The organism is Spirillospora sp. NPDC046719 (assembly GCF_040645715.1).
In the GTDB taxonomy this organism is placed as follows: domain Bacteria; phylum Actinomycetota; class Actinomycetes; order Streptosporangiales; family Streptosporangiaceae; genus Spirillospora.
Genome location: NZ_JBEYYT010000116.1, coordinates 1 through 24,896, shown reverse-complemented (window position 1 = coordinate 24,896; position 24,896 = coordinate 1). Strand labels below are relative to the sequence as shown.

Genomic DNA, 24,896 nt, shown 5'->3' with positions numbered 1-24,896 from the left:
AGAGGCCTTTCTCAGTCGCGGGGGAGGGCGCCCAGGAGGAGGAGGCGGAAGGCGTCCGCGGTGCCGGTGGCGGCGGTGTCGCCGGTGGCCAGGCGGCGGACGGCGAGGCCGTAGAGCATCGCGACGATCGCCGGGGCGTGCCTTTCCGCGTCGGGGATGCCGAGGGCGGTGAGGACGGCGGTGGCGAGCCGGTCGTAGGCCTCGACGGAGCGGGCCGAGGTGTCGCGGATGGCGGGATCGCGGGCGGCGTGCAGGTGCAGTTCGAGGTTGGCGATCTGCTCGGGGCCGTAGGCGAAGTCGACGACCGCCTTCTCCACCAGGTCGGCGGCGTCGACGGGGGCGATGCCGGACTCGCGCAGGCCCTCGGCGTAGGCCGTGATGCGGGCGATCTCGGTGTCCACGAAGGCGCGCAGCGCCTCGCGGAGCAGCTCGTCCTGGCTGGGGAAGTGGTACGTGAGGGAGCCGAGGGAGACGCCGGCCGCGCGGGCGACCGCGCGGTTGGTCACGGCGCCGATGCCCTGCTCGCCGATCAGGCGGAGGGTGGCGTGGAGGATCTGGTCGCGGGCGCTCATTGCTGCACAGTCTTCCCCAAACACGGCGCGGACGCTATCGTTCGTTCGAACGAACGATATGCCGGAGGTGGGCGTGGAGCTGGGTCTGGCCGCTCAGGCGGACGCGCTGCGGAAGGGCGAGGTGTCCTCCGCGGAACTGGTGGAGGCGTCGCTGGACGGCATCCGGCGGCAGGAGTCCCTCGGGGCCTTCCGGGTCGTGCGGGAGGCCGCGGTGGAGGAGGCGCGGGAGGCCGACAAGCGGCTGGCCGAGGGGGAGCGGCTGCCGCTGCTCGGGGTGCCGGTCGCCATCAAGGACGACACGGACATCGAGGGGGAGACCACGCCGTTCGCGGTGGCCGGCGACCACCGGCCGGCCGTGCGGGACGGCGAGGTGGTCCGCAAGCTGCGGGCCGCCGGCGCGATCGTCGTGGGCAAGACGACGACGTGCGAGATCGGGCTGTGGCCGTTCAGCGAGTCGCCGGCGTACGGCGCCGCGCGGAACCCGTGGAACCCGGAGTACACGCCGGGCGGGTCGTCGGGCGGGTCCGCGGCGGCGGTGGCGGCGGGGATGGTCGCGGGGGCCGTGGGGTCCGACGGGGCGGGGTCGATCCGGATCCCCGCGGCGTGGACCGGGCTGGTCGGCATCAAGCCGCAGCGGGGGCGCGTTTCCGGTCATCCCCACACCGATCCCTTCAACGGGATCACCGTGTGGGGTCCGCTGGCGAGGAGCGTCAAGGACGCGGCGCTGCTGCTGGACGTGCTCTCGGGCAGCCATCCGGAGGACGCGTACCAGGTGGGGCGTCCGGTGCTGCCCTTCGTGGACGCGACGAGGCGGGAGCCGGGGCGGCTGCGCATCGCGGTGTCGTACCGGACGGCCTTCGGGGTGAGCGGGAAGCTCGATCCGGAGATCCGGGCGGCGGTCGAGCGCATCTCCCGGCGTCTGACCGAGCTGGGGCACAAGGTGTTCCCCGCGGATCCGGACTACGGCCTGGTCGGCCTCGGGCTGATCCCGCGCGGGACGGCCGGCGTCGCGGACTGGCTCGACTCGATCCCGAACGCGCGGCCGGAGGCGCGGACGGAGGCCGAGGCGCGGATCGGGCGCCTCGTCGGCAAGCGGCTGCTCCCGCTGGCCAGGAGGATGGACCCGTACCTGCAGAAGAAGGTCGGGCGCATCTTCCGGTTCGCCGACGTGGTGCTGACGCCGACGACCGCGCAGCCGCCGTTGAAGGTCGGTGCCTTCGACGGCGCCGGCTACCAGAAGACGCAGTCGGGCGTGGCCGCGGCGTGCCCCTACGCATGGACGTGGAACGTGCTCGGGTGGCCCGGCGTGAACGTCCCGGCGGGCTTCACGAAGAACGGACTGCCGATCGGGGCGCAGTTGCTCGGCCATGACTCCGACGAGGCGACGCTGATCTCGCTCGCGGCGCAGCTGGAGGTCGTCGAGCGGTGGACGGAGCGCCGTCCCCGATGAGGGCCCGCGTCGGGCCGCCGGTGCGGGGGTCCCGTCCGTCACCGGCGGCCCGGCGCGCTCAGTAGCCGGCGCCGGTCAGCAGGCCGCCATCGACGAGGACCTCGCTGCCGGTGCAGTACGACGAGTCGTCCGACGCCAGGTAGACGACCAGGCCGGAGACCTCCCTGGTCTTGCCCATCCGGCCGAGGGGGAGCGCCTTCATCAGCGCGTCGGCGCTGTCGGCCTTGGCCGCGATGATGTCGTCCTGCATGAACAGCGGGGTGACGATGCCGCCGGGGTGGATGGAGTTGACGCGGATGCCGTACTCGCCGAGCTCGCGGGCCGCGGACTTGGTGAGGCCGCGGACGCCGAACTTGCTGGCGCTGTAGGCGGCGAGGCCGTCCGCGCCGACGAAGCCCTCGGTCGAGGAGACGTTGACGATCGAGCCGCCGCCGGCCTCGCGCATCGCGGCCGTCACCGACTTCACGCCGAGCCACTGGCCCATCAGGTTGACGTCGATGATCTGCCGGAACTCGTCCAGCGACATGTCCTCGATGGTCTTGTAGCGGATGATGCCGGCGTTGTTCACCAGGATGTTCAGCGCGCCGAACTCCGACGTCGCGGTGCCGACGGCGTTCTCCCAGTCGGCGGGCGACGTCACGTCCATGCGGACGAACCGGACATCGTCCCCGAGTTCGGCGGCGAGCTTGCCGCCCTCCTCCTCCAGGACGTCGCCGAACACGACCTTCGCGCCCTCGGCGACGAAGCGCTTCACATGGGCCTTGCCCATGCCGCGCGCACCACCGGTGATCAGCGCCACCTTGCCGTCAAGCTGCCCCATCAACGCTCCTCGCTCCCAGCGGCGACCGCGACCGCGGCGCCCCACCAAACTAGCGAACGCTTGGTTCGCCGAACAAGGCGGCCCGGAGCGGCGGGCGCCGGTCAGCGCGTGCGCAGCCCGTCGAACAGCAGCGCCAGCATCCGGTCGGCGTACCCGGCGGGGTCCTGGGCGCGCTCGGCCGCGACGCCGATCGCGTTGGTCAGCCGCAGCAGGTCGGCGGCGTCGGCGTCCGCGCGGATCGCGCCCGCGCGCTGCGCCCGCTCCAGCAGCCCGCCGACCGCGTCGCGGATCGCGGCGGCCGCGGAGCCGAGCCGCGTCGCCGACCACCGCGGCGACATCGCCTCGATGAGCACGGTCGAGGTGCCGCGCGGCGTCATCGCGCCGGCCAGGTAGCCGCGCAGCCAGTCCGCCAGCGCCGCGTCCGCGTCGGGCTCGCGCATCAGCGCGGCGGCGTGCGCGAGCAGCCCCTCGATCCGTTCCCGGAGCACCGCGTGCAGCAGGTCGTCGCGGGTGGGGAAGTGCCGGTACAGCGTCCCGGACCCGACGCCCGCGCGCCGGGCGATGTCGTCCAGGGACGCGCCCGTGCCGTGTTCCATGAAGGCCGCGCGGGCCGTGCTGATCAGTCGTTCGTAGTTGCGGCGGGCGTCCGCCCGCATCGGGCGCGGTTGCATGGGCACCGTCCAGCGGTGGCGCGGACGGCCGGACCGGCCGCCGCGTGTTACCGAAGAGCCTGCCATCTCCCCGCGCCGACGTCGAGGAAGGCGCCGTCTCGCGCCATCAGCCTCCGAGTGCGTCGCGGGACAGCCGGTCCGCCCGGCGAGTCGTCTCCGGAAGGCGGTACTCGGGCGTCACCGCGAGGACGTCGCGGCACGCCGAGTCGAGGTCGGTGCGGTGGCCGACCGACACGAACACCGGCTTCACGTCGTCGCGGGTCCGCAGCACCCGCCCGACCTCCTCGCCGTCGTCCACCAGCGGGCTCGCGTCGCCGCGCCGCCGTCCGGGCGGGTCGTAGGCGCCGACGAACGCGGTCTTGCCCACGCCGATCGTCGGCAGCCCGGTCAGCACCCCGAGATGGCACGCCAGCCCGAACCGGCGGGGGTGCGCGATCCCGAAACCGTCGCAGACGAGCAGGTCGGGCGTGGTCTCCAGGGCGCGGAGCGCGTCCAGCAGGGTGGGCAGCTCGCGGAACGCGAACAGGCCCGGGACGTAGGGGAACGCGGCCGTCCCGACGGCGACCGACTCCTCCACGACGTCGAGGGTCGCCGCGTCGAGGACGACCACCGCGGCGGCCAGCCGGGCCCCGGTCCCGCCGCCGTCGCCCGCGTACGAGACGTCCAGCCCGGCGACGGTGCGCGGGTTCGCCGGGCCGGGGACGCCGAGTTCGAGCATCGCGCGCAGCCGGTCCTGGATCGCCTCCGCCTCCTCGGGCGTCGACGGCCACGGGTGCAGGTCGCGTACCTCCATGAACCGGCACGCTACCGGCCCTCTCCGGCGCGGACGCGGGCGGCGGCTACGGTGAGGGCACGAGCGGGCGGAGCGGAGGACCGATGGACGGCATGACCCTCGACGGACGCACCGCCGTCGTCACCGGCGGCGCGGGCGGCATCGGCCGGGCGATCTGCGCCGACCTCGCCGCGCTCGGCGCGCGCGTCGTCGTCGCCGACCTCGACCTCGCCGCCGCCGAGGACGTCGCGGAGCGGACCGGCGGCGCCGCCGCCCGCGTCGACCTCACCGATCCGGCGTCCATCGACGCGTTCACGGCAAGCGCCGGGCCGGTGGACGTCCTCGTCCACAACGCGGGCGTCAGCATCGTCGAGCCGTTCGTCGACAGCGACCCCGCCGACTGGGACCTGATGTGGCGGGTCAACCTGCGCGCACCGATGCAGCTCACCCGCGCGCTGCTGCCCGGGATGACCGAGCGCGGGTGGGGCCGGCTGGTGTTCGTCTCCTCCGACGGCGCCCGCGCCGGCGCCGGCGGCGAAGGCGCCTACGCGGCCACCAAGTCCGGGCTGTTCGGGCTCGCCAAGTCCCTCGCCCGCGAGGCGGCGGCCGGCGGCGTCACGTCCAACGTGGTGTGCCCCGGGCCGACGGACACGCCGATGGTCCGGGCGGTGTCCGACCGGCACCCGGACCTGCTGGCGAAGCTCGCCAGGCAGATCCCGCTGCGCCGCATCGGCCGCCCGGACGACGTGGCCGGCCTGGTCGCGTTCCTGTGCACCGACCGCGCCGGCTACATCACCGGCCAGACCGTGTCCGTCAGCGGCGGCATCACCATGCAGTGACCCGGCCCGGCCGAAGCGGCGGGCGGGCGCGGCTCAGCCCAGGGACGCGTACGCGGCCTCGGTGAGGCGGAACGCCCGCAGGTCGCCCGACACCTGCTCGCCCATCCGGTTCGGCAGGTACGCCAGCGCCAGCCCGGCGTCCGGGTCGCCGAGCCCGATCGAGCCGCCCGCGCCGGTGTGGCCGAACGCCGTCTCCCGCGCCGCCTTCGGGACGAAGAACGTCTGCGACGGGCGCATGAACCCGAGCCCGAACGAGCTCTCCACGATGAGCGTCCGGTCGGGGCCGGACACCCGGCGGCGCAACGCCTCGCGCAGCGTGTCCGGGCGCACGATCCGGCCCGCCACCAGATCGCGGTAGAACCCCGCGAACGCGGGCGCGGTCGCGAGCATCCCGGCGGACGGCCAGCCGGCGCGCAGCACCACCGGGTTGTTGTAGCCGCCCTTGCCCGGATGGGGGTTGTTCAGCGCCCGGTTCATCTGGCTCTGCGGGTCGCCGTAGGCCGCGGCGATCCGCTTGAGCACGTCGCCGGCCGCGGTCTTCGGAGCGTCGGCCGCACCGGACACGCGGCCCCGCGCGGTCATCTTCGCCGCGCGTTCGATCACCTCGTCCGGCGCCCCGATCCACATGTCCAGGTCGCCGGTGAACTCCTTCTTCACGAACGCGCCGACCGGCGTGCCGGACAGCCGCCGGACGATCTCCCCGGCCAGCCAGCCGTAGGTCAGCGCGTGGTAGCCGTGCGTCTCGCCCGGCGTCCACTCCGGCTCCTGCGCGGCGAGCAGGTCCGCGAGGGCCTTGGGGTCCGCCGCCTCCTCGGCCGACACGGGACGGTCGAACGCGGGCAGCCCTGCCTGGTGCGACAGCAGGTGCGCCGCCGTCGCGGCGTCCTTGCCGTGCGCGCCGAACTCCGGCCACCACGCGGTGACGGGGCCGTCCACGTCGTAGGCGCCGCGCTCGGCGAGCAGCAGCGCCGCCGCGGCCGTCACCGCCTTGGTGCAGGAGAAGCCGAAGCACGGCGTGTCGGCGGCCCAGGCGCGCCCGGTCCGGTGGTCGGCGACGCCGCCCCACAGGTCCACGACCTTGCGGTCCCCGGCGTACACGGCGACGGCGGCGCCCAGCTCCCTGCCGTCGGCGAAATGCTGCTCGAACACCTCACGGACGGCGGCGAACGCCGGATCGCAGTGCCCCTGCACAGTGCTGCTCATGCCCGGTCCTCTCCACGGGGGTTTCTAGAATCATGCTCGAAGATTCCAGAAGTCCGGGCATCGGTCCCGCGTCATTCCCTCCCGACGGTCACCAGCGGTCGCGGTGCACCACGTCCTCGAACGCCCGCCGGGCCGGGTTCCGGACGGGCTTCAGCGGACGGCCCGCCGGGTACCCCAGCGCGAGCAGGTAGGCGCAGTACCGGTCGTCCGGCAGGCCGAGCACGCGGCGCGCCACCGCCTGGTCCATCACCGTCGCGTGCCCGCTGCCGATCCCGAGGTCGACGGCCGCGAGCATCATGCTCAGCATCGCCTGCCCGAGGTCGAACCGCGCGGTCTCCCGCTCGGCGGGGTCGTCGTAGTCGCGCATGACCAGCGCTATCGTCGCCGCCGAACCGGGGACGTGCGCCGCGTACTCGCCCGCGGCGGCCAGTTCGGCGAGCCGGTCCCGGTCGGTCACGACGACGAAGTCCCACGGCTGCCAGTTCTTGGACGACGGCGCCCGCCGCGCCGCTTCCAGGACGCGGTCGAGGTCATCGGGCGGGATCGGGTCGTCGCGGTACTCCCGGACGTTGCGCCGGGACGTGATGGCGTTCCAGGTCTCCACGCGAGTGCGCTACCCGCCGCCCACCTCGGGAAACGGCCGGGTCGCCGACGGCGCCGCGGCGGGGAGCGGTGCCGGTCAGGGCCAGCCCGCGCCGGGCACCTCGACATCCGTGGCGAGGAGGCGCCCGCTGCCCGGCCGCACCGGCTCCGGCTCGGTCATGCCCTGCCACTCCGCCGCCGTGATGAACAGCGTCGTCCTGCCGGGGCCGCCCAGCGCGCAGGCGAACGCGCCCCGGTCCACCTCGACGGCGTCCAGGACCGCCCCGCCCTCGGCGACGCGCACGCACCTCTCGTGCGGCACGTCCGCGTACCAGACGGCCCCCTCCGCGTCGGTGCAGATGCCGTCCGGCGTCCCGTCGCCCAGGTCGGCCCAGACGCGCCGGTCCGACAGCCCGCCCCCGGCGCCGATCGCGAACGCCACCAGCTCGCCGCGGTAGGAATCGGCGACGATCAGCGTCGAGCCGTCCGGAGTCACCGCCATCCCGTTGGGGAACGCGACGTCACCGGCGACCTCCCGGACCGTCCCGTCGGGCGCGGCCAGGAACACGGACCCGGGACGGAACTCCTCCCCGGCCATCGGGTCGAACCCGGCGCGGTTGACGTAGGCGTTGCCGCGGCCGTCCGCGACGATGTCGTTCCAGCCCGCCCGGCCGAGGTCCGCGTGCACGGTCCGCGTCCCGTCGCCGTCCTGCCGCAGCAGCCGCCCGCCGGGCGAGTCGACCAGCAGCAGCCCGCCGTCCGGGAGCCACGCCGTGCACAGCGGCAGCGACTTCACCCGCGCGACCACCTCGCAGCGCCCGTCCGGATCGGCGGCGAGGACCTCGCCCGCCGTCCAGTCGGAGAAGTACACCCGCCCGTCGTGCCACCGCGGCGACTCCACCAGCCCCCGCCCGCCGACCAGCGTCCGGATCTCCCGCATCGTCATCACCCTCGCCCCTCGCCGGGAACATTCCACCCTCTACACGAACGACCTCCGCCGGTATCGACAGCGTCGCGGCGGAGGTCGTCTCGGGTCGGGGGCGCGGGGATCGCTAGCGGATGTAGTGGTGGGCGGGTTCGGTGACGGGCTCCTCCGCGGCGGACGCCGGCTTCGTGCGGCCGAACTCCAGCGTCAGCAGCGCCGCCGCCAGCCACACGATGTCGAACCACGACCGGAAGACGATGCTGCGCGGCTTGTAGGCGGGCCGGAACTTCTTGTCGAACAGGTACAGCGACTCGACCGCGATCAGCGGGTCCAGCAGGTGCAGGGCCTGGTAGCCGGCCTTCTCCAGCGCGCCGCGCTGCTCGGCGTCCAGCAGCTCGCGGAAGGCCGCGAAGTTCAGCGAGACGAGCGCGTGGCCGTGCTCGCCCGCGTACTCGATCATCTCGGTGATCAGCCGCTCGTTGACGCCGTTCGGCCCGCCGGGGGAGCGCCGCATCGCGTCCAGGCTGATGCCCTCGCCCGCCGTCACGTACCGCTGGAAGGCGATCGGCTTCTTGTCCTCGTCGTAGGCGACCGCGACGACCGCGCCGGGGTGGTAGCCGGTGAGCAGCTCGTCGAGGTTCATCGAGAAGCCGCGCTCGGCGGCGCCGCCCAGCGAGCCGGACGCGACCTCCAGCAGCGCGGCGCGCAGGTCCGCGGACAGCTCGCGCTCGGGCAGGATCTCGGTGGTGACGCCGGCGTTGACGGTGCGCTTGACGGCCTGCCGGACGTTGCGCATCTGCCGGCCCGACAGCGTGAACTCCTCCGGCCGGACGACGACCTCGTCGCCGAAGCCGAACGAGCGCAGCGGGCCCCACTCCGGCAGCAGGTCGGCGCTCGCGCCGAGCACCGCGGGCCGCCAGCCGGTCCTGCGGCACAGCTCCAGGAACTCCGCGATGGCGGCGGCGTGCGACTTCGGGTCGCCGACGGGGTCGCCGCCCGCGACCGCGATGCCGAACAGCACCCGGTAGCCGATCGCGGCGCGCCCGTCCGGGCTGAACACGTACGCCTTGTCGCGGCGCAGCGCGAACGGGGCGAGGGTGTCCGAGCCGGGATGCGCGACCAGGCCGGCGACGCGGCGCCGCTCGTCCTCGTCGCCGGGCGGCGGCGCGGGGTCGGGCGCCAGCAGCGTCATCACCAGGGCGAGCAGGCCCACCGCGCCGGCCAGGCCGAGCACGCCGGGCAGCCAGGACGCGCCGTCGATGCGCGCGCCGGTGGCGCCGAGGCCGCTCGCGACGACCCGCACGGACCGCACGGAGACGCCGCCGACCAGCACGGACCCGACCACCGCGCCGATCACCAGGAGCGCGCCGGTCTTCACCGCGGTGCGGACCCGGTCGGGGTGCGGGCGGACGGGGAAGCGGTCGCGCTCCACCCAGAGCCCGACCAGGACGGCCGCGAGGAGCGGCACCCGCCACGGCGCGTCGTCGCCCGCCACGACGGCGAGCAGGCCGAGGACGACCAGCGCGACCAGGCCGTACCAGGCGGCCCGGCGGCGCAGCAGGACGCCGCGCGCGATCAGCAGGAGCACCAGCCCCAGGGAGACGGCGTGCGCGGGGGCGAGCGGTGTTCCGGTCACCACCGCCGACAGCCGGTCGAGCCAGTGCGGGGACCATGCCATGGCGGGCACGGCGATCAGGACGGCGACGAACGCGGCGACGAGCGCCAGCGGCCAGACGGGCAGTGGCTCGCCGCCGGCGCGTTCGGCCGATTTCGCTGCATGCACGAGAGGACACCTCCGCTGAGCCCCAACCATGATCCTTTGGAACTCATTCCCCGGATCGGACGTTATCTTTGGCCGCTCATGGTCAGCGTCGTCCGGACACCTCCTATGACGTCGCGTTCGGCGACTCCGGCGGTCCTCGCCCCCACGACGGCCGTACCCGGCCACCCGAGGGGAAACTGGTTAGTCTCGTGAGGGTGAAGAGGCTCCTGCTCGTTCATCACACGCCCTCGCCGTCCGTCCAGGCGATGGTCGAGGCGGTGCGCGCGGGGGCGCGCACGGACGAGATCGAGGGCGTGGAGGTCGTCTCCCGTCCGGCGCTGACCGCCTCCGCCGTGGACGTCCTCGAGGCGGACGGCTACCTCCTCGGCTCCCCTGTGAACCTCGGTTATCTCTCCGGGGCGCTCAAGCACTTCTTCGACCAGATTTATTACCCGTGCTTGGACGAGACAATCCGCCGGCCGTTCGGGGCGTTCCTGCACGGGAACAACGACGCCGCCGGGGCGCTGCGCGCGCTGGAGTCCATCACGACGGGGCTGAAGTGGAGGGCGGTTCAGCCGCCGGTGGTGGTGATGGGGGAGCCGGGCAAGGCCGACCTGGAGGCGTGCTGGGAGCTCGGCGCGGTGGCGGCCGCGGAGCTCGGGACCGTTTGAGCCCGCCGGTTCTCGGTAGCGTGCCCGCATGAGCGGTTTCCGTCACGTGGTGATGTTCAGGTGGGCCGAGGGCACGACCATCGGCCAGCAGGAGGAGGTCGCGGCGAAGCTGCGCGAGCTGACCGGGGTCATCCCGGAGATCCGCGGGTACAGCGTCGGCCTCGACGCGGGCGTGAACCCGGGGTCCTACGAGTTCGTCGTGGTCGCGGACTTCGTGGGCAAGGACGACTACCTGGTGTACCGCGACCATCCGGCGCACCGGGCGGTGATCGACGAGTTCATCACGCCGATCGTCGCGGAGCGGGCCGCCATCCAGTACGAGACCTGACGCGCGCCGGGCCGGGACCGGGGCGGCGCGATGTGCGCTGTCCCACACAACGCTTACCGAGCAAGCGCTTGTGTCGGAGCACTTTTCAGGTTAGTTTCACAAAACGCCCGCCGGGAACGGATCGCGCCCCGTTCCCGGCGGACGGCCTGCGCCCGCCCTCCTCCGTCCTCCGTCGGCGCCCTCGTGGGAACGGTCCGATTCCTCCCGCGGCCCGAATCGTCGTACGGTTGCGCCGTCGCATCCGGGCCGGACGGGGGCCCGGCGGACGGGGGAGCAGGCGTGATCACAGTGGTGCTGGCCGACGACCAGTCGCTGGTGCGGGCCGGGTTCCGGATGCTGCTGTCCGGCGAGGACGGCATCGAGGTCGTGGGCGAGGCCGAGGACGGCGACGCGGCGGTGGAGCTGGCCCGCCGGCTGCGGCCCGACGTCGTCCTCATGGACCTGCGGATGCCCGGCACCGACGGGCTCGCCGCCACCCGCCGGATCGCCTCCGACCCCGCGCTCGACGACGTGCGCGTCCTCGCCCTCACCACCTACACCGACGACGAGCACATCTACCTGGCGCTGCGCGCCGGAGCGGCCGGCTTCCTCGTCAAGGACATGGAGCCCGTCGAACTGGTGAACGCCGTGCGGGTGGTGGCGGGCGGCGAGTCGCTGCTCGCCCCCGCCGTCACCCGCGCCGTCATCGAGGGCTTCGTCGGCGGACGCCCCGGACCCGCCCCCGCCGCCGTCGGCCGGCTCGAGAGCCTCACCGACCGGGAGCGGGAGGTCGTGCGGCTGGTCGGGCGGGGGCTGTCCAACGCCGAGATCGCGAGCGCCCTCGCGGTCAGCCCCCTCACCGCCAAGACGCACGTCAGCCGGGCCATGAGCAAGCTCGGGGTGCGCGACCGGGCCCGGCTGGTGGTGCTCGCCTACGAGTCGGGGCTGGTCACCCCCGGGTCCGCGAGTTGAGGATCTCGTCGCGGAGCTGCTGCGGAGTGGGGGCCTCCAGCAGCCGCGGGCCGTCCCGCAGCGGGACCAGGGCCCACCAGGACCCGGTCGCCTCGCCGAACCAGACGCGCACGCCCGGGAACTGCTCCTGCAGGCCGCGCGCCGTGGCGGCGCGGAACGCCGCCGGCGTGGGCTCGTCCCGGCCGGCGCCCTGTGGAGCCGTCATGCCGCCCTCCCCCCGATGATCTCCTCAGTAACAGCGTCCCCACGGACCAATGCGTCACCCCTACTCGGCAAATTGTGACTAAGCACACTATGGAGGCTCGGGGGCCCCAACGGTGGGATACCGCGCCGGATGTACTCCTGCGGAAGTAGCGGGCCTCCCGGAAGACGCCGCCCGCCCGACGACGCGGGCCGGGTGCGCGAGCCACGCTTTCGGGAACGACGTGTTCTCTACCCGCGGACTCCCGCGAAGGTGGTTCCCATGAAACTGGCCAGGCTCGCCCGGGTCTGCTATCGGAGGCGATGGCTCGTCGTCGCCGCCTGGATCGTCGGCGCGCTCGCCGTGCTGGTCCTCGGCTACGGCTTCGCCGTCAAGCCGCTCAACGACTTCACCGGAGGCTCCTCCCATTCCGCGACCGCGAAGAAGCTGCTCGACGAGCACTTCCCCAAGCGCAGCGGCGACACGATCACGCTCGCCGTGCGGGCGGACGCCGGCGTGCGCTCGGCCGCCGCGAAGGAGCGGGTGACCCGGGCGGTCGACCGGCTCGGCAGGACACCGCACGTCGCCTCCGTCACCTCGCCCTACGACGTCCCCGGCCAGATCTCCAAGGACGGCCGGACGGCGTTCGCCACCGCGAACCTCGACGTCCCCACCAACGACGTGCCCACCACGGACGTCACCAAGCTCATCAAGGACGTCCGCAGCGACTCCGGGCCCGTCCGGATCGAGCTCGGCGGCGCCGCGATCGACAACGCCGAGACCGCGGGCGGCGGTTCGTCGGAGGGGATCGGCGTGCTCGCCGCCGTCGTCATCCTGCTGATCGCGTTCGGCTCGGTGCTGGCGATGGGACTGCCGATCGTGACCGCGCTGTTCGGCATCGGCTCCGGCCTCGGGCTCATCGCGCTGATCGCGCACCTGCTGCCCGCGCCGTCGTTCGGGCCCATCGTCGCCGCGCTCCTCGGCATCGGCGTCGGCATCGACTACGCGCTGTTCATCGTCACCCGCTACCGGGAGGAGCTCGCCGCCGGGAAGGAACCGGAGGAGGCGACCGTCACCGCCGTCACCACCGCCGGACGCGCCGTCCTGTTCGCCGGCAGCACCGTCGTGATCGCCCTGATGGGCCTGTTCGTCATGCAGCAGAAGCTGTTCAACGCGGTCGCCGTCGCCGCCGGCGTGGCGGTGCTGATGACGATGCTCGCCGCCGTCACCCTGCTGCCCGCGCTGCTCGGCTTCACCGGCCGGGCCATCGACCGGCTCCGCGTGCCGGGCCTCGGCCGGGCGCGCCGCCCCCTCGCCGAGCGCTGGGCCCGGGTCGTCCAGAACCACCCGGTCGTCACCGGGCTGGCCGCGGCGGCCCTGCTGCTCGCCCTCGCGGTGCCGGCGCTGTCGATGCGGCTCAGCCTGCCCGACTCCAGCACCCAGCCGCACGACACCAGCGGCTGCGCCGCGAACCAGATCATGGCCGAGGGCTTCGGGCCCGGCACCGCCGCGCCGCTGGTCATCGTCACCCGGGGCGGGAACCCGGCGCCGGTCGCCGCGGCCGTCGGCGCCGCACCGGGCGTCGCGGCCGTCCAGCCGCCGCGCACCAGCCCCGACGGGGCCGTCTCGCTGATCATGGCGTTCCCGACCACCGGCGCGCAGGACGAGGCCACCCCGCGGCTGGTGCACCGGCTCCGCGACGACGTGCTGCCCCGCGTCACCCGCGGCACGGACCTGCGCGCCTACGTCGGCGGCCAGAACGCGGCGTCCATCGACTTCGCCGACGACGTGCAGAACCGGCTGCCGCTGCTCATCGCGATCGTGGTGGGGCTGTCGCTGCTGCTGCTCGTCGCGCTCGTCCGCTCGCTGACCGTGGCGCTGCAGGCCGCGCTGATGAACCTGCTGTCGATCGCCGCCGCCTACGGCGTGCTGACCGCCGTCGTGCAGTGGGGCTGGGCGGGCAAGGCGCTCGGCTTCCCCACCTCGATGCCGGTCACCACCTGGGTGCCGCTGATGATGTTCCCGATCCTGTTCGGGCTGTCCATGGACTACGAGGTGTTCCTCGTGTCGCGGATCCGCGAGTCGCACGAGGCGGGCGTGCCCACCCGGGAGGCCGTCGCGCGCGGCCTCGCCGGCACCGCGCGGGTCATCACCGCCGCCGCCGCGATCATGGTGATGGTGTTCCTGTCGGTGCTGCTCGGCGCGAACGTCGCCGTCAAGCAGATCGGCCTCGGCCTCGGCGTCGCCATCCTGATCGACGCGACCGTCGTGCGGATGGTGCTCGTCCCCGCCCTGATGGAGCTGTTCGGCGAGAAGAACTGGTGGCTGCCCGGACCGATCGCGCGGCTGCTGCCGCGCCGCCGCCTCGAGAGCGCGCCGGAGCGCCCGGGCGTGCCGGTAGGGGGATAGCGGGCATCGCCCGCCGGCGGGGGACGGCGGGCGCCGGGCCCGCGGGCCGCAGGCGTCCGCCCGGGGCTAGTGGGTGTTGATCCCGTCGAACATGACCTTGATGTAGTGCTCGCCGAGGCTCTGGGCGTCGAGCCGTCCGCCCGGCTTGAACCAGCGGACGGCCACCCAGATCGTGTCGCGGATCATCCGGTAGGTCAGCTTCGGGTCGAGGTCCTCGCGGAACAGCCCCTGCTCCTGGCCCGCCGCGATGGTCTCGACCCACATCTTCTCCACCTCGTCCTCGGACTTGGTGAGGTAGGCGAAGCGGTCCATGCCCTGGAGGTAGTTCCAGTCGTTCTGCATGACCGTGATCGCGGCGCGGTGCGGCTCAAGGGAGTTGAACGCGATGCGGACGAGCCCGGCGATCGTCTCCCGCGGGTCGCGGCCCGCGTCGATCTCGGCCCGGTAGGCGGCCATGATCTCGTCGAAGAAGCCGGTCAGGATCTCGTCCACGATCGACTCCTTGGAGTCGAAGTGGTGGTAGAGGCTGCCGGACAGGATGCCGGCCTCGTCGGCGATGTTGCGGACCGTGGTGGCCTGGAAGCCCTTCTCCGCGAACAGGTCCGCGGCCAGCCTGACCAGGTGCTCGCGGCGCTCCGACGCCAGGGCCGGCGAGCCCTTGCCGCGGCGGCGCGCGCCGCCCTCGCCGGCGGCCCGGGGCCTCGCCCGCCCGGAATTCGCGCTCGTGGTCGTCACCCTCTCATTATGCCGTGCGCGCCCAACCGCTTGCTCAGTCCGCGCGTCAACGGCAGTTTACGGTGTGCCCAAGCGCTTGTTCCATCACCCGGGGCTCCCGCGTCGCGACGCGGCGCGACGTCCGCCGCCCCGCGACGCCCGCACCGGGCCGCCCCGCATACCCTCGGACCATGCCCGATGTGATCGTCTTCGACCTGTTCGGCGTCATCGCCCGCACCCAGACCCCCGAGGCCGTGCGGGAGATCGAGGAGATCGCCGGGGTCTCCGGCGCCCCGTTCTGGGACGCGTACTGGGCGCTGCGCCCCGCCTACGACGCCGGCCAGGAGAGCGCCGCCTACTGGGCGGACGTCGCCGCCGCCCTCGGCACCGCGTTCCCCGACGTGCCCGCGCTGATCGACGCCGACCTGCGCAGCTGGACGGACGCCGACGAGCGCATGGTCGCCCTCGTGCACGAGCTGGCCGACGGCGGGCGCACCCTGGGCCTGCTCTCCAACATCATCGCCGACCTCGTCCCCCGCTTCGAGGCGCGGCACGGGAGCTGGCTGTCCCGGTTCGACGCGCTCACCTACTCGTGCGCCATCGGCGTCGCCAAGCCCGACCCGCGGGCCTACCGCATCTGCGCCGAGCGCCTCGGCGTGAAGCCCGCCGACGTCCTGTTCATCGACGACACCGAGCGCAACGTCCTCGCCGCCCGCGAGACCGGCATGGCCGCCGAGGTCTTCACCGGCCCCGACCAGATCCGCGCCCTTCTCGGCTAGAGGCGCACGACGAGCTTGCCCGTCGCCTCGTCGGCCTCCATGTACCGGTGCGCGTCGGCGATCTCGTCCAGCGCGAAGACCCGGTCGACGTTCGGCCGGAACCGGCCGCTCCCGACCTCGTCCACGAGCCGCTGCAGCGTCGCGGCGCCCGCCGCGCCCTGCACGTCGTCGCTGTGGAACACGGTGAGCCGCGTCCCGCTCCGCATCGCCTGCATCGGCTCGAACTCGGGAAGCACCCACGCGCCGCCCAGGATGCCCGTCATGCACACCGTGCCGCCCTTGCGGACGAGGCCGAGGGAGTCCACGAGGGTGGACGCGCCGACGAGTTCGAGCACGTGGTCCGGGCCGTCCGGGACGATCGCCCGCACCCCGTCCGCGATGCCGCCGTCGTCCAGGACGACGTGGTCGGCGCCCGCCGCCTCCAGCGCCTCGACCTTGCCGGGGTTGCGGGTCGTCGCGATCGTCCGCAGGCCGAGCCCCCTGGCGAGCGACAGCGCCGCCATGCCGACCGACGACGTCCCGCCCCGCACCAGCAGCGTCCCGCCGTCCGCGCCCAGCGCGTCCAGCGACCCCTGCGCGGTGAGGTACGTCTCGGGCAGCGCCGCGAAGACCTCCCAGTCCAGCTCGGTCGCGACGGGGATCAGCAGGTCGTCGGGGAGCAGCGCGTACTCGGCGTAGCCGCCGTCGAACGCGCGCCCCATCTCGCCCATGACGGCCGCGACCCGCGTCCCCGGCGCGAGCACCCCGCCCGCGGCGACCTCCCCGACGCACTCGATCCCGAGCACGCGCGGGAACCGCACGCCAGGGGAGTGCCCCTGCCGGGTGAACATCTCCGACCGGTTCAGCCCGAACGCCCTGACCTTCACCAGCGTCCACCCCGGCCGCGGCTCCGGAACCGGCACCTCGCGCACGCGCAGCACGTCCGGCGGCCCCGGCCGCTCCGCGACGGCCGCCCGCATCATGATCGACTCCACTCCGGGAACAACTACCCACCCCACCGGGATCATCCCGGCCGGCCGCGCATGGGACGGGAGCTCCCGGGCACTGGTGCCCGCAGAGCGTCTGGACGTAGTGTCCAATAGGGGTGGGGGCGCGTTGGAACCCTGGGGGTGACGGTATGCGCGCTTCTCGGACGCGGAGCCGGGTGCCGGTGCGGGCCGCCGCGCAGCGGTGGCGGGTGCTGCTCGACCTGTGGCTCATCGCGAGGCCGGCGATCTGGCTCGTCTCGCTCGTGCCGTTCTACGTCGGGCACCTGCTCGCGACGCGGTGGCTGGTCGCGGGCCAGGACGCGTGCGTGCCGATGAGCGGACGGTGCCTGGACGCGGCCGCGCCCGTGCTGACCGGGCTGGTCGTGTGGGGTCCGCTGGTCTGGCTGGCGGTGCTGGCCATCAACGACGCCTTCGACCTGGACGGCGACCTGAGGAATCCGCGCAAGGACGACGCGCCGCTGGTCGACGGGCGGCTGAGCGTGCACGGGGCGCTGGTCGCGGCGCACGTCACCGCGGCGGCGGCGCTGCTCGTCGCGCTGACCGTGCGGCCGGCGTTCGCGCTGGTCACGCTCGGGTTCCTGGTGCTCGGCTGGCTGTACAGCGTGCCGCCGGTCCGGTTGAAGGACCGGCCGGGCTTCGACGTGGCGACCAACGCGGCCGGCGTCGGCGGCTTCGCGCTGCTGGCCGGCTGGACGGTCGTGCGCCCCATCGAGGGCTTCCCGTGGGTGATGGCCGTCGAGGGCGTCCTGGTCGCGACGGCCCTGTACGTCCCGACGACCGTCACCGACTACAAGGCCGACCTCGCCAGCGGGTACCGGACCATCGCCGTGCGGCTCGGGCCGCGCGGCGCGTACCGGATCGGGCTCGCCGCGTGGACGGCGTCGTGCGCGCTCGCGGTGACGCTGGCCGCGACCGGGTACGTGTTCCCGCACCGGACGCTGTGGACGCAGGCCGTGTCCGCGCCGGTGCTGGTCTGGGCGTACCACCGCTTCCTCGGCCGGGCGCGCGAACCGGGGGAGGTGCTGCACGGCATCGTCGTGGCGAGCTGGATGTTCCTCGTCCCGTACCTGGTGTTCGCGCTGACGTACGCGCGGGTGCTCTGAGCGGTCAGGCGGGCGGGGGCGGGAGCTCGCCGCCGGCCTCGGCGGCCTTCGCGAGCCGCTCGCGCAGCGTCCGGACGAGCGCGTCGCCCTGCTCGGTGAGCCGCTCGATCGCGGGCAGCGCCAGGTCGTCGCGGACGGTGTCGGCGAGCAGCTCGTCGTACTCGTGCGCCTTCGCCGCGAGGGACTCCAGGTGGCGGTGCGCGGCCAGCGCCTCGTCGGCGGCGCGGGCGCGTTCGGCGTACCGTTCGAGGGCCTCGATCCGGCGCGTCACCGCCTCGACGGAGATGTCGAGCTTCTCGCGGAGCGGCCGCAGCGCCGCCTCCACCTCGGGCAGCGGCGCCGCCTCCGCCATCTCCTCCTGCTCCCTGCGCAGCTTCGACTGCCGCGCCAGGACCTGCGCGATCTCCCACTCCTGCCGGGGCAGGGTGACCGCGTTGTCGACCGTGTCCAGCAGCCCCTCCCGGTTGACCTGCGAGTCGCGGACGGCGTCGACCGCGGCCTGCAGGCGGACGAGCAGCGCGCGGCCCGGCCCGTCGAAGTCCTCGGGGGTGAGGTAGCGGTGCCGGCGGCGCTCCAGCTCGCGGGCGCGCCGCAGGTCCAGCGAGACCGACGGGGTGCCGAGCGCGACCAGGACCGCGAGCATGCCGAGGCCGATCAGCCACAGCGAGCCGAGCAGCGGCGAGCCGAGCAGGCCGAGCCCGAGGACGGTCAGCGGCGCCAGCCACAGCAGCGGGCGGCGGCGCGCCACGAGCGTGTCGAGCTCGGCGCGCAGCGCGGGGTCGGCGACCGGGCGCGGCTCGGCCGCCGGGCCGTCCCCGGCGCGGCGCGGCGGGGCGATCCGCCGCCAGTACGCGCCGACGTGGGTCTCGAACGCGAAGTCGGTCGGCTCGATCTCGACCTCGGTACCGCCGGCGGGCAGCGGCCACATGCCGACCGGGTCGCCCCCGCCGGGGCCGGTGAAGCGGACCCACCAGCCGCCCCCGGCGTCGTCGCACCGGTACCGCCCCGGGGCGACGTCGATGCCGACGAAGAACGTACCGACTCCGGGGATGGACTCGTTCCACGCGCCACTGGTCACCGGCGACCTCCGACCCGACCTCTCGCCGTGCCCCTCGCCCCCCTCCGGCGAGGGCCGTCCCACCGTGCTGCGCCCGCGACAGGACCGACGCCCGGGAGACGACAACAGTTGCATTACCCACATCGTCCCCGGGAAAGCGGCGTCACGGACATCGGAACCGGTTTGGAATACTCCATGGGTGCGACCTGCTTACGACCCTCTCGACGACCCGCCCTGGGCGATGCAACTGGTGGTACGTGCGGAAAAGGCCGATCCGCCCACTCACGGCGCGGTCTGCGAGGCCGCTGCGACCGCCGTCGTCCGGCTGCTCACCGACCCGCGCGCCACCGAGCCCGACGGGGAATGGCGGCACGCGGTGCACGAATGGGAGTCGCGGCGGATCCGGAAGGTGACGCGGCGCGCGCGCGGAGTGCGGTGGCCGGAGGCGCAGGCGCTGCCGGGCGTGACGGTCGAGCACGCGGGCGCGCAGGTGCGGGCGTTCCCACCGGGGCCGGTCGCGGACGTCCCGCCGGAACTGGCGAAGCTCCAGGTGGCCGGCCTCGACCTCGCGGACGCCGAGGAGCCGCCGCCTCCGCCCGCCCCGCCGTACGCCGCGCTTGCCCTGAACCCTGACGTGACGATGACGACCGGCAAGGCGGCGGCGCAGAGCGGGCATGCCGCGCAGCTGCTGCTGCGGCAGGGCCGGCGCAAGGACGTCGCGGCGTGGATCGAGGCGGGCGCGCCCGTCCACCTGGTCCGGGACGTCGCGTGGTCGCGCTGCGTCAAGGAGGCGGCCGTCGCGGTCCGCGACGGCGGCTTCACCGAGGTGCCGCCGGGGACGATGACGGCCATCGCGTGGATCGTCCGCTGACGTCCGGACCCTCCAGTGGCGTCCGGACGCTCCCGTGCCGTCCGGGCGCGCCGGGGCGCGCCCGGATCAGCGGCGCGGCAGCCGGTTGAGCGCGGCGAGCGCGAACTCCTGCGTCCGGGTGAGCCGCCGCGGCTCGCCCTCCCCGCCGGGCGCGCCGCCGTCCTGCCCGGGGCCGGCCGGCGCGGGCGACGCGGCCGAGGCGCGGATCGCCGCACCGCTGCCGACCTGCGCCTTCGCGCTCAGCCCGTACGAGACGAACAGCAGCACCACGAAGCCCGCGAGGTAGAGCAGGTGCTCCACGAGCCCGCCCAGGCGGCCGTCGAACACGTCCAGGACCGCGAACACCGCGAAGCCCGCCATCCAGCCGGCCAGCGCCGGGACGAACCACACGTCGCGGCGGCGGACGAGCCCCGCGGCGGCCACCGCGACGAGCACGGCCTCGGCCGCCTTCGCCAGGATCAGCAGCGTGCCCGCGTTCCCCGAGCCGAAGTAGTCGCCGAGTTCCTTGCGCCGGTCGCTCCACAGCAGCGCCGCGCCGGCCAGGCCGGTCACCCCGTACGCGATGAGGAAGACCCCGACCGCGTAGTGCATCCGGTGCCAGGTGCCCCCCGGGGAGGGCGGAGCGGTCCCCTCCGCCGGGCGCCGCTCGGGCAGCCGTTGGTCGGGCCGGGTCCACTCCGGGTTCGCGCCCGCGCTCGCCATCGCCATACGCCCCAACTTCCCCCTTCGAGTGCCATGCGCAACATATCCCGGATGCCGTTCGCGGCCGCCGGGCGCCGCGCCCTTTGCGACGCTCGCCGCGCCGCCGGAGTTCGCGCCGCACCCGCACCGACCGGGCCGCAGTGCTTGCACCCGGGCCGGGGAAGGGGGAGGGTGAGATCTCGTCGGGCCGCGCGGAGTCCACGGGGAAGACAAGGATGACGCCTGACGATACGGGAACCGCCGCGCCCGCTCGGACGCGGATCGAATATCTGGAAGAGCTGGGCGGCGAGCTGGTCGAACGCGGCCTTCGGGTGCGCCTCACGCTGCCTCGGGGCCAGTCGCCCAGCCTGCACGTGATGAATCCGGACGCCTCCGCCCTGACGGAGAACATCCTCGCGGAGCGGGGCGCCGACGGATGGTGGTACTGGTGGTCGTGGGCGGAGCGCATCGCTCCCGCCGACGACGTCGCCGCCGCGGCCGACCGGGTCGCGCTGGTCCTCTCGGTCCACTGACCCGCCCGCCGGGCGGGGACGTCCCGGGGCCGCACCGGCCGCCGGACGCATTGCCGCCCGTCCCGGGACCGCGGCGCCCGCGGTCACGCCGACGCGGGACGGGCGGGTCCCATCGGAGCACGACGGCACCGTGATCATGCGGCGGCTCCCGGCACGGACCGGGACCGCGATCGCGTGATCACGGCCTTCGCCGCGCCCGGCGCCGCGCCCGCGCCGCGCCCCGCACGCCAAGCTTCGCGCCGCGGGTTGACCGCGGGTCCGGGTGAATGTTGACCCGCCGAACATATGCCGCGCGCGGCCCGGGAACGCCCTGACCTCCGGTTCCGCCGCCCCGATCAGCGCCCTCCTTCGTTTCCCCCGTGTTGATCTCGCGTTACGGGATTGTTACTGCCCACAACAAATTAGCCGGGCGAGAGGTCTGGCGTTCCGGACGAGCCGGACATAAGTTGCGGGACACAACATTCACGCCGGTAGAGGTGCGACCGCGCTCGCCGGCGCTGCGAACCCTCGGCCGCGCCATGCGGCCACCCCCAAGAAAGGACCCGGGCAATGCGCAAGGGGATCCTCAGCTTCATGGCCCTCTCGGCGGCCGCGGCGCTCACCCTGTCCGCGTGCGGGGACGACAACGGCGGCGGCGACAAGGGCTCCGGCTCCGGCTCCGGCGCGGTGAAGGGCAAGGTCGGCGTGATCCTGCCCGACACCACCTCGTCCGTCCGCTACGAGAGCTTCGACCGCCCCTACCTCGAGCAGGCGTTCAAGACGGCCGGCGTCCAGTACGACATCCAGAACGCCGAGGGCTCGACCCAGCGGTTCCAGACGATCGCCGACCAGATGATCACCAGCGGCGTCACCGTGCTGATCGTGGACGGCATCGACTCCAACTCCGCCGGCGCCGTCCAGCGCAAGGCGCAGTCCCAGGGCGTCAAGACGATCGACTACGACCGGCTCACCCTCGGCGGCGTCTCCGACTACTACGTCTCCTTCGACAACGTGAAGGTCGGCGAGGAGCTCGGCAAGGGCCTGCAGAAGTGCCTCGGCGGCAAGAGCGCCAACATCGCCTACCTGAACGGCTCGCCGACCGACAACAACGCGACGCTGTTCGCCAAGGGCGCGCACAACATCCTCGACCAGGTGTCGACCTACAAGAAGGTCGCCGAGCAGGCCGTCCCGGACTGGAAGCCGGACAAGGCCGCGACGATCTTCGAGCAGATGTACACCGAGCAGCACGGCAAGATCGACGGCGTGCTGGCCGCCAACGACGGCCTCGGCAACGCCGCGATCTCCATCCTGAAGAAGAACCAGCAGGCCGGCAAGGTCGCGGTCACCGGCCAGGACGCCACCCTCCAGGGACTGCAGAACATCCTGGACGGCACCCAGTGCATGACCGTGTACAAGCCCGTCAAGCAGGAGGCCGACGCGGTCGCCAAGCTCGCCGTCGCCCTCATCAAGGGCCAGAAGGGCGAGACCAACGGCACCACCAACGACCCGCAGGGCAAGCGCGACGTCCCCTCGGTGCTGCTGAACCCGATCGGCATCTTCAAGGACAACGTCAAGCAGGTCACCGACGACCAGTTCGTCAAGGCCGCCGACCTGTGCAAGGGCGCCTACGCGGCCAAGTGCAAGGACGCCGGCATCCAGTGACCTCGCACTGACCCCGTCGATGTCGCCCGGGGAAGCGGGGGGTCGCACCCCCGGGCGGTACTGACCCTCGTGGCGGGCCCCACCCGCTGAGGACGCCCCGGGAGCCCGGAACCCCGGGACGTCCCTGGGGCCCGCCACGGGCCCGCGCCAACCCCCCGGAAGGAAACGGGCCCGCGCTACCCCTGGAAGGAATCACGTGGCAGAAAACGGAGACCCCGTCCTCCGCCTGACCGGGCTCAACAAGAGCTTCGGCGCCGTCCATGTGCTGCACGACGTGGACTTCGCCGTGCGGCTGGGCGAGGTGATGGCCCTCGTCGGCGACAACGGCGCGGGCAAGTCCACCCTCATCAAGTGCATCGCCGGCATCTACCCGATCGACTCGGGGAAGATCGAGTTCGACGGCCGCGAGGTGACCGTCGACGGTCCGCGCGCCGCGGCCGACCTCGGCATCGAGGTCGTCTACCAGGACCTCGCGCTCGCCGACAACCTCGACATCGTGCAGAACATGTTCCTCGGCCGCGAGCGCCGCCGGGGCATCGTGCTGGACGAGGCGTCCATGGAGGAGGCGGCCCGGCAGACCCTCGCCCGGCTGTCCGTCCGCACCGTCAAGTCGGTGCGCCAGCAGGTCGCCAGCCTGTCCGGCGGGCAGCGGCAGACCGTCGCGATCGCCAAGGCGGCGCTCTGGGAGTCCAAGGTCGTCATCCTGGACGAGCCGACCGCCGCGCTCGGCGTCGCGCAGACCCGGCAGGTGCTCGACCTCGTCCGGCGGCTCGCCGACACCGGGCACGCCGTCGTGCTCATCTCGCACAACATGAACGACGTGTTCGAGGTGGCCGACCGCATCACCGCGCTCTACCTTGGCCGGGTCGCCGCGGACGTGGCACGCTCCGAGGTCACCCACGGCCAGGTCGTGGAGCTCATCACCGCCGGCCGTTCCGGTGATCTCGGCCTCGCGCCGCAGACCGCCGCCGAGAGCATCTGAAAGGGGGACCGAGGTGTCCACCGAACTCCCCGAGGGCAAGGAGGCCGCCGTGAAGCTGGCGGACTCGGACTTCGCCGCCGACCGCCGCGAGCACGACGTGCGCTCGGCGCTACTGGACTACTGGGGCCGCATCCGGGCCGGTGAGCTGGGCGCGCTGCCCGCGATCCTCGGCCTCGCCGCGCTCATCGTCCTGTTCTTCGCGCTGCGGCCCAACACCTTCCTCAGCAACCAGAACATCGCCAACCTGTGTACGCAGGCGCTGCCCATCGTGATCCTCGCGATGGGCCTGGTCTTCGTCCTGCTGCTGGGCGAGATCGACCTGTCCGCCGGTGTCGCGAGCGGCGTCTGCGCCGCCGTGATGGCCAAGCTGATCGCCGACAGCGGCCAGCCCTGGTACGTCGCGGTGATCTCCGCACTGGCGGTCGGCGTCGTCATCGGCACCGCGATCGGCTGGCTGGTCGCGGTCGTGCGCATCCCGTCGTTCGTCGTGTCGCTGGCGTTCTTCCTCGGCATCCAGGGCATCACGCTGAAGCTGATCGGCGACGGCGGCACGGTGCCGGTCCGCGACGACTTCATCGTGGCGCTGGCCAACAAGAACATGCCGATCTGGCTCGGCTGGACGCTCGCCGCGGTCTGCGCGGCCGGCTACGCCGGGACGCAGCTGCTGCGCTGGCGCCGCCAGCAGGCCCGCAACCTGCACTCCCGGCCGGTCGAGCTGGTGATCGCCCAGTCGGTCGTGGTCGCCGCGGCGCTGCTGCTCGGCACCTACCTGCTCAGCCAGGACCGCGCCGCCAGCCCGCTGATCTTCCTCGGCGGCGTGCCGTGGGGCGTCCCGCTGGTCGGCGTGCTGCTCATCGTCTGCACGTTCGTGCTGGCCCGCACCCCGTACGGCCGGCACATCTACGCGGTCGGCGGCAACGCCGAGGCGGCCCGCCGCGCGGGCATCAACGTCACCCGGATCCGGATCTCGGTGTTCATCATTGCGTCCGGGTTCGCGGCGGTCAGCGGCATCGTCGCCGCGTCCCGGCTGAACTCGGTCACCCCCGACGCCGGCGGCGGCAACACCCTGCTGTACGCGGTCGGCGCCGCGGTCATCGGCGGGACGAGCCTGTTCGGCGGGCGCGGCAAGGCCCGCGACGCGGTCCTCGGCGGCCTGGTCATCGCCATCATCGACAACGGTCTCGGGCTGCTCGGCACGAAGGCGTACCTGAGCTTCCTCATCACCGGGATCGTGCTGCTGTTCGCGGCGAGCATCGACGCCCTGGCGCGGCGCCGCCGCAGCAACACCGGCCGGTGATCCCGTGCCGGCCCTCCCCCTGAAGGCCGGGACCCCGTGAACGCGGGAGACGCCCGGGGGGGGGCGGGGGGGGGGGCCGGGGGGGGGCTGGGTGGGGGGGGGGGGCGGGGCGG

The 24,896-nt window shown here is 73.7% G+C and carries 26 protein-coding genes; 13 read left to right on the top strand and 13 right to left on the bottom strand.

Annotated features, from left to right (window positions below; genetic code table 11):
* Positions 1-11: 11 nt before the first annotated feature.
* Entirely contained in the window at positions 12-572 is a 561-nt protein-coding gene (locus ABZ914_RS21115; protein WP_190864706.1) for a TetR/AcrR family transcriptional regulator, read from the bottom strand.
* Between the two features lie 73 nt (positions 573-645).
* Here ABZ914_RS21115 and ABZ914_RS21110 point away from each other — a divergent pair, with 73 nt between their 5' ends.
* Entirely contained in the window at positions 646-2,022 is a 1,377-nt protein-coding gene (locus ABZ914_RS21110; RefSeq protein WP_500194983.1) for an amidase, read from the top strand.
* Between the two features lie 58 nt (positions 2,023-2,080).
* On the opposite strand, the gene ABZ914_RS21105 is transcribed toward ABZ914_RS21110, so the two are convergent.
* The 3 genes from ABZ914_RS21105 to nfi all read right to left on the bottom strand — a co-directional run bounded on the left by ABZ914_RS21105 (position 2,081) and on the right by nfi (position 4,306).
* Positions 2,081-2,842 carry a glucose 1-dehydrogenase gene (locus ABZ914_RS21105; RefSeq protein WP_500194981.1) on the bottom strand — a complete coding sequence of 254 codons (762 nt, stop codon included), beginning with the start codon at positions 2,840-2,842 and terminating at the stop codon, positions 2,081-2,083.
* 101 nt (positions 2,843-2,943) lie between these two features.
* On the bottom strand, positions 2,944-3,513 hold the full coding sequence (locus ABZ914_RS21100; protein ID WP_433139491.1) for a TetR/AcrR family transcriptional regulator: 570 nt from the start codon (positions 3,511-3,513) through the stop codon (positions 2,944-2,946).
* Positions 3,514-3,619: 106 nt separating this feature from the next.
* On the bottom strand, positions 3,620-4,306 hold the full coding sequence (nfi, locus tag ABZ914_RS21095) for a deoxyribonuclease V (protein ID WP_500194979.1): 687 nt from the start codon (positions 4,304-4,306) through the stop codon (positions 3,620-3,622).
* Between the two features lie 83 nt (positions 4,307-4,389).
* Between nfi and ABZ914_RS21090 the strand changes: the two genes are divergently transcribed.
* A complete protein-coding gene (locus tag ABZ914_RS21090) occupies positions 4,390-5,124 on the top strand; it encodes an SDR family NAD(P)-dependent oxidoreductase (RefSeq protein WP_500194978.1) in 735 nt (244 codons plus the stop codon).
* Positions 5,125-5,157: 33 nt separating this feature from the next.
* Here ABZ914_RS21090 and ABZ914_RS21085 read toward each other — a convergent pair whose 3' ends face one another.
* The 4 genes from ABZ914_RS21085 to ABZ914_RS21070 all read right to left on the bottom strand — a co-directional run bounded on the left by ABZ914_RS21085 (position 5,158) and on the right by ABZ914_RS21070 (position 9,617).
* Positions 5,158-6,327 (bottom strand): serine hydrolase domain-containing protein, encoded by a 1,170-nt coding sequence (locus ABZ914_RS21085; protein WP_500194977.1) that lies wholly within the window; start codon positions 6,325-6,327, stop codon positions 5,158-5,160.
* 88 nt (positions 6,328-6,415) lie between these two features.
* Positions 6,416-6,931: a nitroreductase family protein gene (locus ABZ914_RS21080; RefSeq protein WP_500194975.1), complete on the bottom strand. Its 516-nt coding sequence runs from the start codon at positions 6,929-6,931 to the stop codon at positions 6,416-6,418.
* Positions 6,932-7,006: 75 nt separating this feature from the next.
* Positions 7,007-7,855 carry an SMP-30/gluconolactonase/LRE family protein gene (locus tag ABZ914_RS21075; RefSeq protein WP_500194973.1) on the bottom strand — a complete coding sequence of 283 codons (849 nt, stop codon included), beginning with the start codon at positions 7,853-7,855 and terminating at the stop codon, positions 7,007-7,009.
* Positions 7,856-7,961: 106 nt separating this feature from the next.
* Positions 7,962-9,617, bottom strand: a complete 1,656-nt coding sequence (locus ABZ914_RS21070; protein WP_500194971.1) for a bifunctional lysylphosphatidylglycerol flippase/synthetase MprF — start codon at positions 9,615-9,617, stop codon at positions 7,962-7,964.
* Positions 9,618-9,811: 194 nt separating this feature from the next.
* Here ABZ914_RS21070 and ABZ914_RS21065 point away from each other — a divergent pair, with 194 nt between their 5' ends.
* The 3 genes from ABZ914_RS21065 (at position 9,812) to ABZ914_RS21055 (ending at position 11,546) form a co-directional block, all read left to right on the top strand.
* The gene (locus tag ABZ914_RS21065; protein WP_433238710.1) at positions 9,812-10,267 is read left to right on the top strand and encodes a flavodoxin family protein; all 456 of its coding nucleotides are present in this window, start codon (positions 9,812-9,814) and stop codon (positions 10,265-10,267) included.
* A 28-nt stretch (positions 10,268-10,295) separates the two neighbouring features.
* Positions 10,296-10,595: a Dabb family protein gene (locus ABZ914_RS21060; protein ID WP_500194969.1), complete on the top strand. Its 300-nt coding sequence runs from the start codon at positions 10,296-10,298 to the stop codon at positions 10,593-10,595.
* 279 nt (positions 10,596-10,874) lie between these two features.
* Positions 10,875-11,546, top strand: coding sequence for a response regulator (locus tag ABZ914_RS21055; RefSeq protein ID WP_433139467.1), 672 nt, complete (start codon positions 10,875-10,877; stop codon positions 11,544-11,546).
* Here ABZ914_RS21055 and ABZ914_RS21050 read toward each other — a convergent pair.
* The gene (locus tag ABZ914_RS21050) at positions 11,524-11,751 is read right to left on the bottom strand and encodes a hypothetical protein (RefSeq protein WP_190864729.1); all 228 of its coding nucleotides are present in this window, start codon (positions 11,749-11,751) and stop codon (positions 11,524-11,526) included. The genes ABZ914_RS21055 and ABZ914_RS21050 overlap by 23 nt on opposite strands.
* 258 nt (positions 11,752-12,009) lie before the next feature.
* Between ABZ914_RS21050 and ABZ914_RS21045 the strand changes: the two genes are divergently transcribed.
* Complete coding sequence (locus tag ABZ914_RS21045; protein WP_500194966.1) at positions 12,010-14,136, top strand: MMPL family transporter; 2,127 nt, start codon at positions 12,010-12,012, stop codon at positions 14,134-14,136.
* A gap of 66 nt (positions 14,137-14,202) precedes the next feature.
* Here the strand turns inward: ABZ914_RS21045 and ABZ914_RS21040 are convergent, their stop codons facing one another.
* Complete coding sequence (locus ABZ914_RS21040) at positions 14,203-14,871, bottom strand: TetR-type transcription factor C-terminal domain-containing protein (RefSeq protein WP_190864733.1); 669 nt, start codon at positions 14,869-14,871, stop codon at positions 14,203-14,205.
* 170 nt (positions 14,872-15,041) lie between these two features.
* On the opposite strand from ABZ914_RS21040, the gene ABZ914_RS21035 reads away from it, so the two are divergent.
* Positions 15,042-15,629: an HAD family hydrolase gene (locus tag ABZ914_RS21035; RefSeq protein WP_500194964.1), complete on the top strand. Its 588-nt coding sequence runs from the start codon at positions 15,042-15,044 to the stop codon at positions 15,627-15,629.
* Here the strand turns inward: ABZ914_RS21035 and ABZ914_RS21030 are convergent.
* Entirely contained in the window at positions 15,626-16,591 is a 966-nt protein-coding gene (locus ABZ914_RS21030) for a zinc-binding dehydrogenase (protein WP_500194962.1), read from the bottom strand. The genes ABZ914_RS21035 and ABZ914_RS21030 overlap by 4 nt on opposite strands.
* A 155-nt stretch (positions 16,592-16,746) precedes the next feature.
* Between ABZ914_RS21030 and ABZ914_RS21025 the strand changes: the two genes are divergently transcribed.
* On the top strand, positions 16,747-17,721 hold the full coding sequence (locus tag ABZ914_RS21025; protein ID WP_500194960.1) for a UbiA family prenyltransferase: 975 nt from the start codon (positions 16,747-16,749) through the stop codon (positions 17,719-17,721).
* Positions 17,722-17,725: 4 nt separating this feature from the next.
* On the opposite strand, the gene ABZ914_RS21020 is transcribed toward ABZ914_RS21025, so the two are convergent.
* Entirely contained in the window at positions 17,726-18,799 is a 1,074-nt protein-coding gene (locus tag ABZ914_RS21020; RefSeq protein ID WP_500194959.1) for an Rv1352/Rv1906c domain-containing protein, read from the bottom strand.
* Positions 18,800-18,977: 178 nt separating this feature from the next.
* Here ABZ914_RS21020 and ABZ914_RS21015 point away from each other — a divergent pair, with 178 nt between their 5' ends.
* Positions 18,978-19,649 (top strand): hypothetical protein, encoded by a 672-nt coding sequence (locus ABZ914_RS21015; protein WP_500194957.1) that lies wholly within the window; start codon positions 18,978-18,980, stop codon positions 19,647-19,649.
* Between the two features lie 66 nt (positions 19,650-19,715).
* Here ABZ914_RS21015 and ABZ914_RS21010 read toward each other — a convergent pair whose 3' ends face one another.
* Positions 19,716-20,357 carry a hypothetical protein gene (locus tag ABZ914_RS21010; RefSeq protein ID WP_500194956.1) on the bottom strand — a complete coding sequence of 214 codons (642 nt, stop codon included), beginning with the start codon at positions 20,355-20,357 and terminating at the stop codon, positions 19,716-19,718.
* Positions 20,358-20,566: 209 nt separating this feature from the next.
* On the opposite strand from ABZ914_RS21010, the gene ABZ914_RS21005 reads away from it, so the two are divergent.
* From ABZ914_RS21005 to ABZ914_RS20990, 4 genes are all read left to right on the top strand, one after another.
* Positions 20,567-20,863, top strand: a complete 297-nt coding sequence (locus tag ABZ914_RS21005; protein ID WP_190864745.1) for a hypothetical protein — start codon at positions 20,567-20,569, stop codon at positions 20,861-20,863.
* 549 nt (positions 20,864-21,412) lie between these two features.
* Positions 21,413-22,504 carry a sugar ABC transporter substrate-binding protein gene (locus ABZ914_RS21000; RefSeq protein ID WP_190864747.1) on the top strand — a complete coding sequence of 364 codons (1,092 nt, stop codon included), beginning with the start codon at positions 21,413-21,415 and terminating at the stop codon, positions 22,502-22,504.
* Between the two features lie 196 nt (positions 22,505-22,700).
* Positions 22,701-23,486, top strand: a complete 786-nt coding sequence (locus ABZ914_RS20995) for an ATP-binding cassette domain-containing protein (RefSeq protein WP_190864749.1) — start codon at positions 22,701-22,703, stop codon at positions 23,484-23,486.
* 13 nt (positions 23,487-23,499) lie between these two features.
* A complete protein-coding gene (locus ABZ914_RS20990) occupies positions 23,500-24,783 on the top strand; it encodes an ABC transporter permease subunit (RefSeq protein WP_190864751.1) in 1,284 nt (427 codons plus the stop codon).
* Positions 24,784-24,896: the final 113 nt, after the last annotated feature.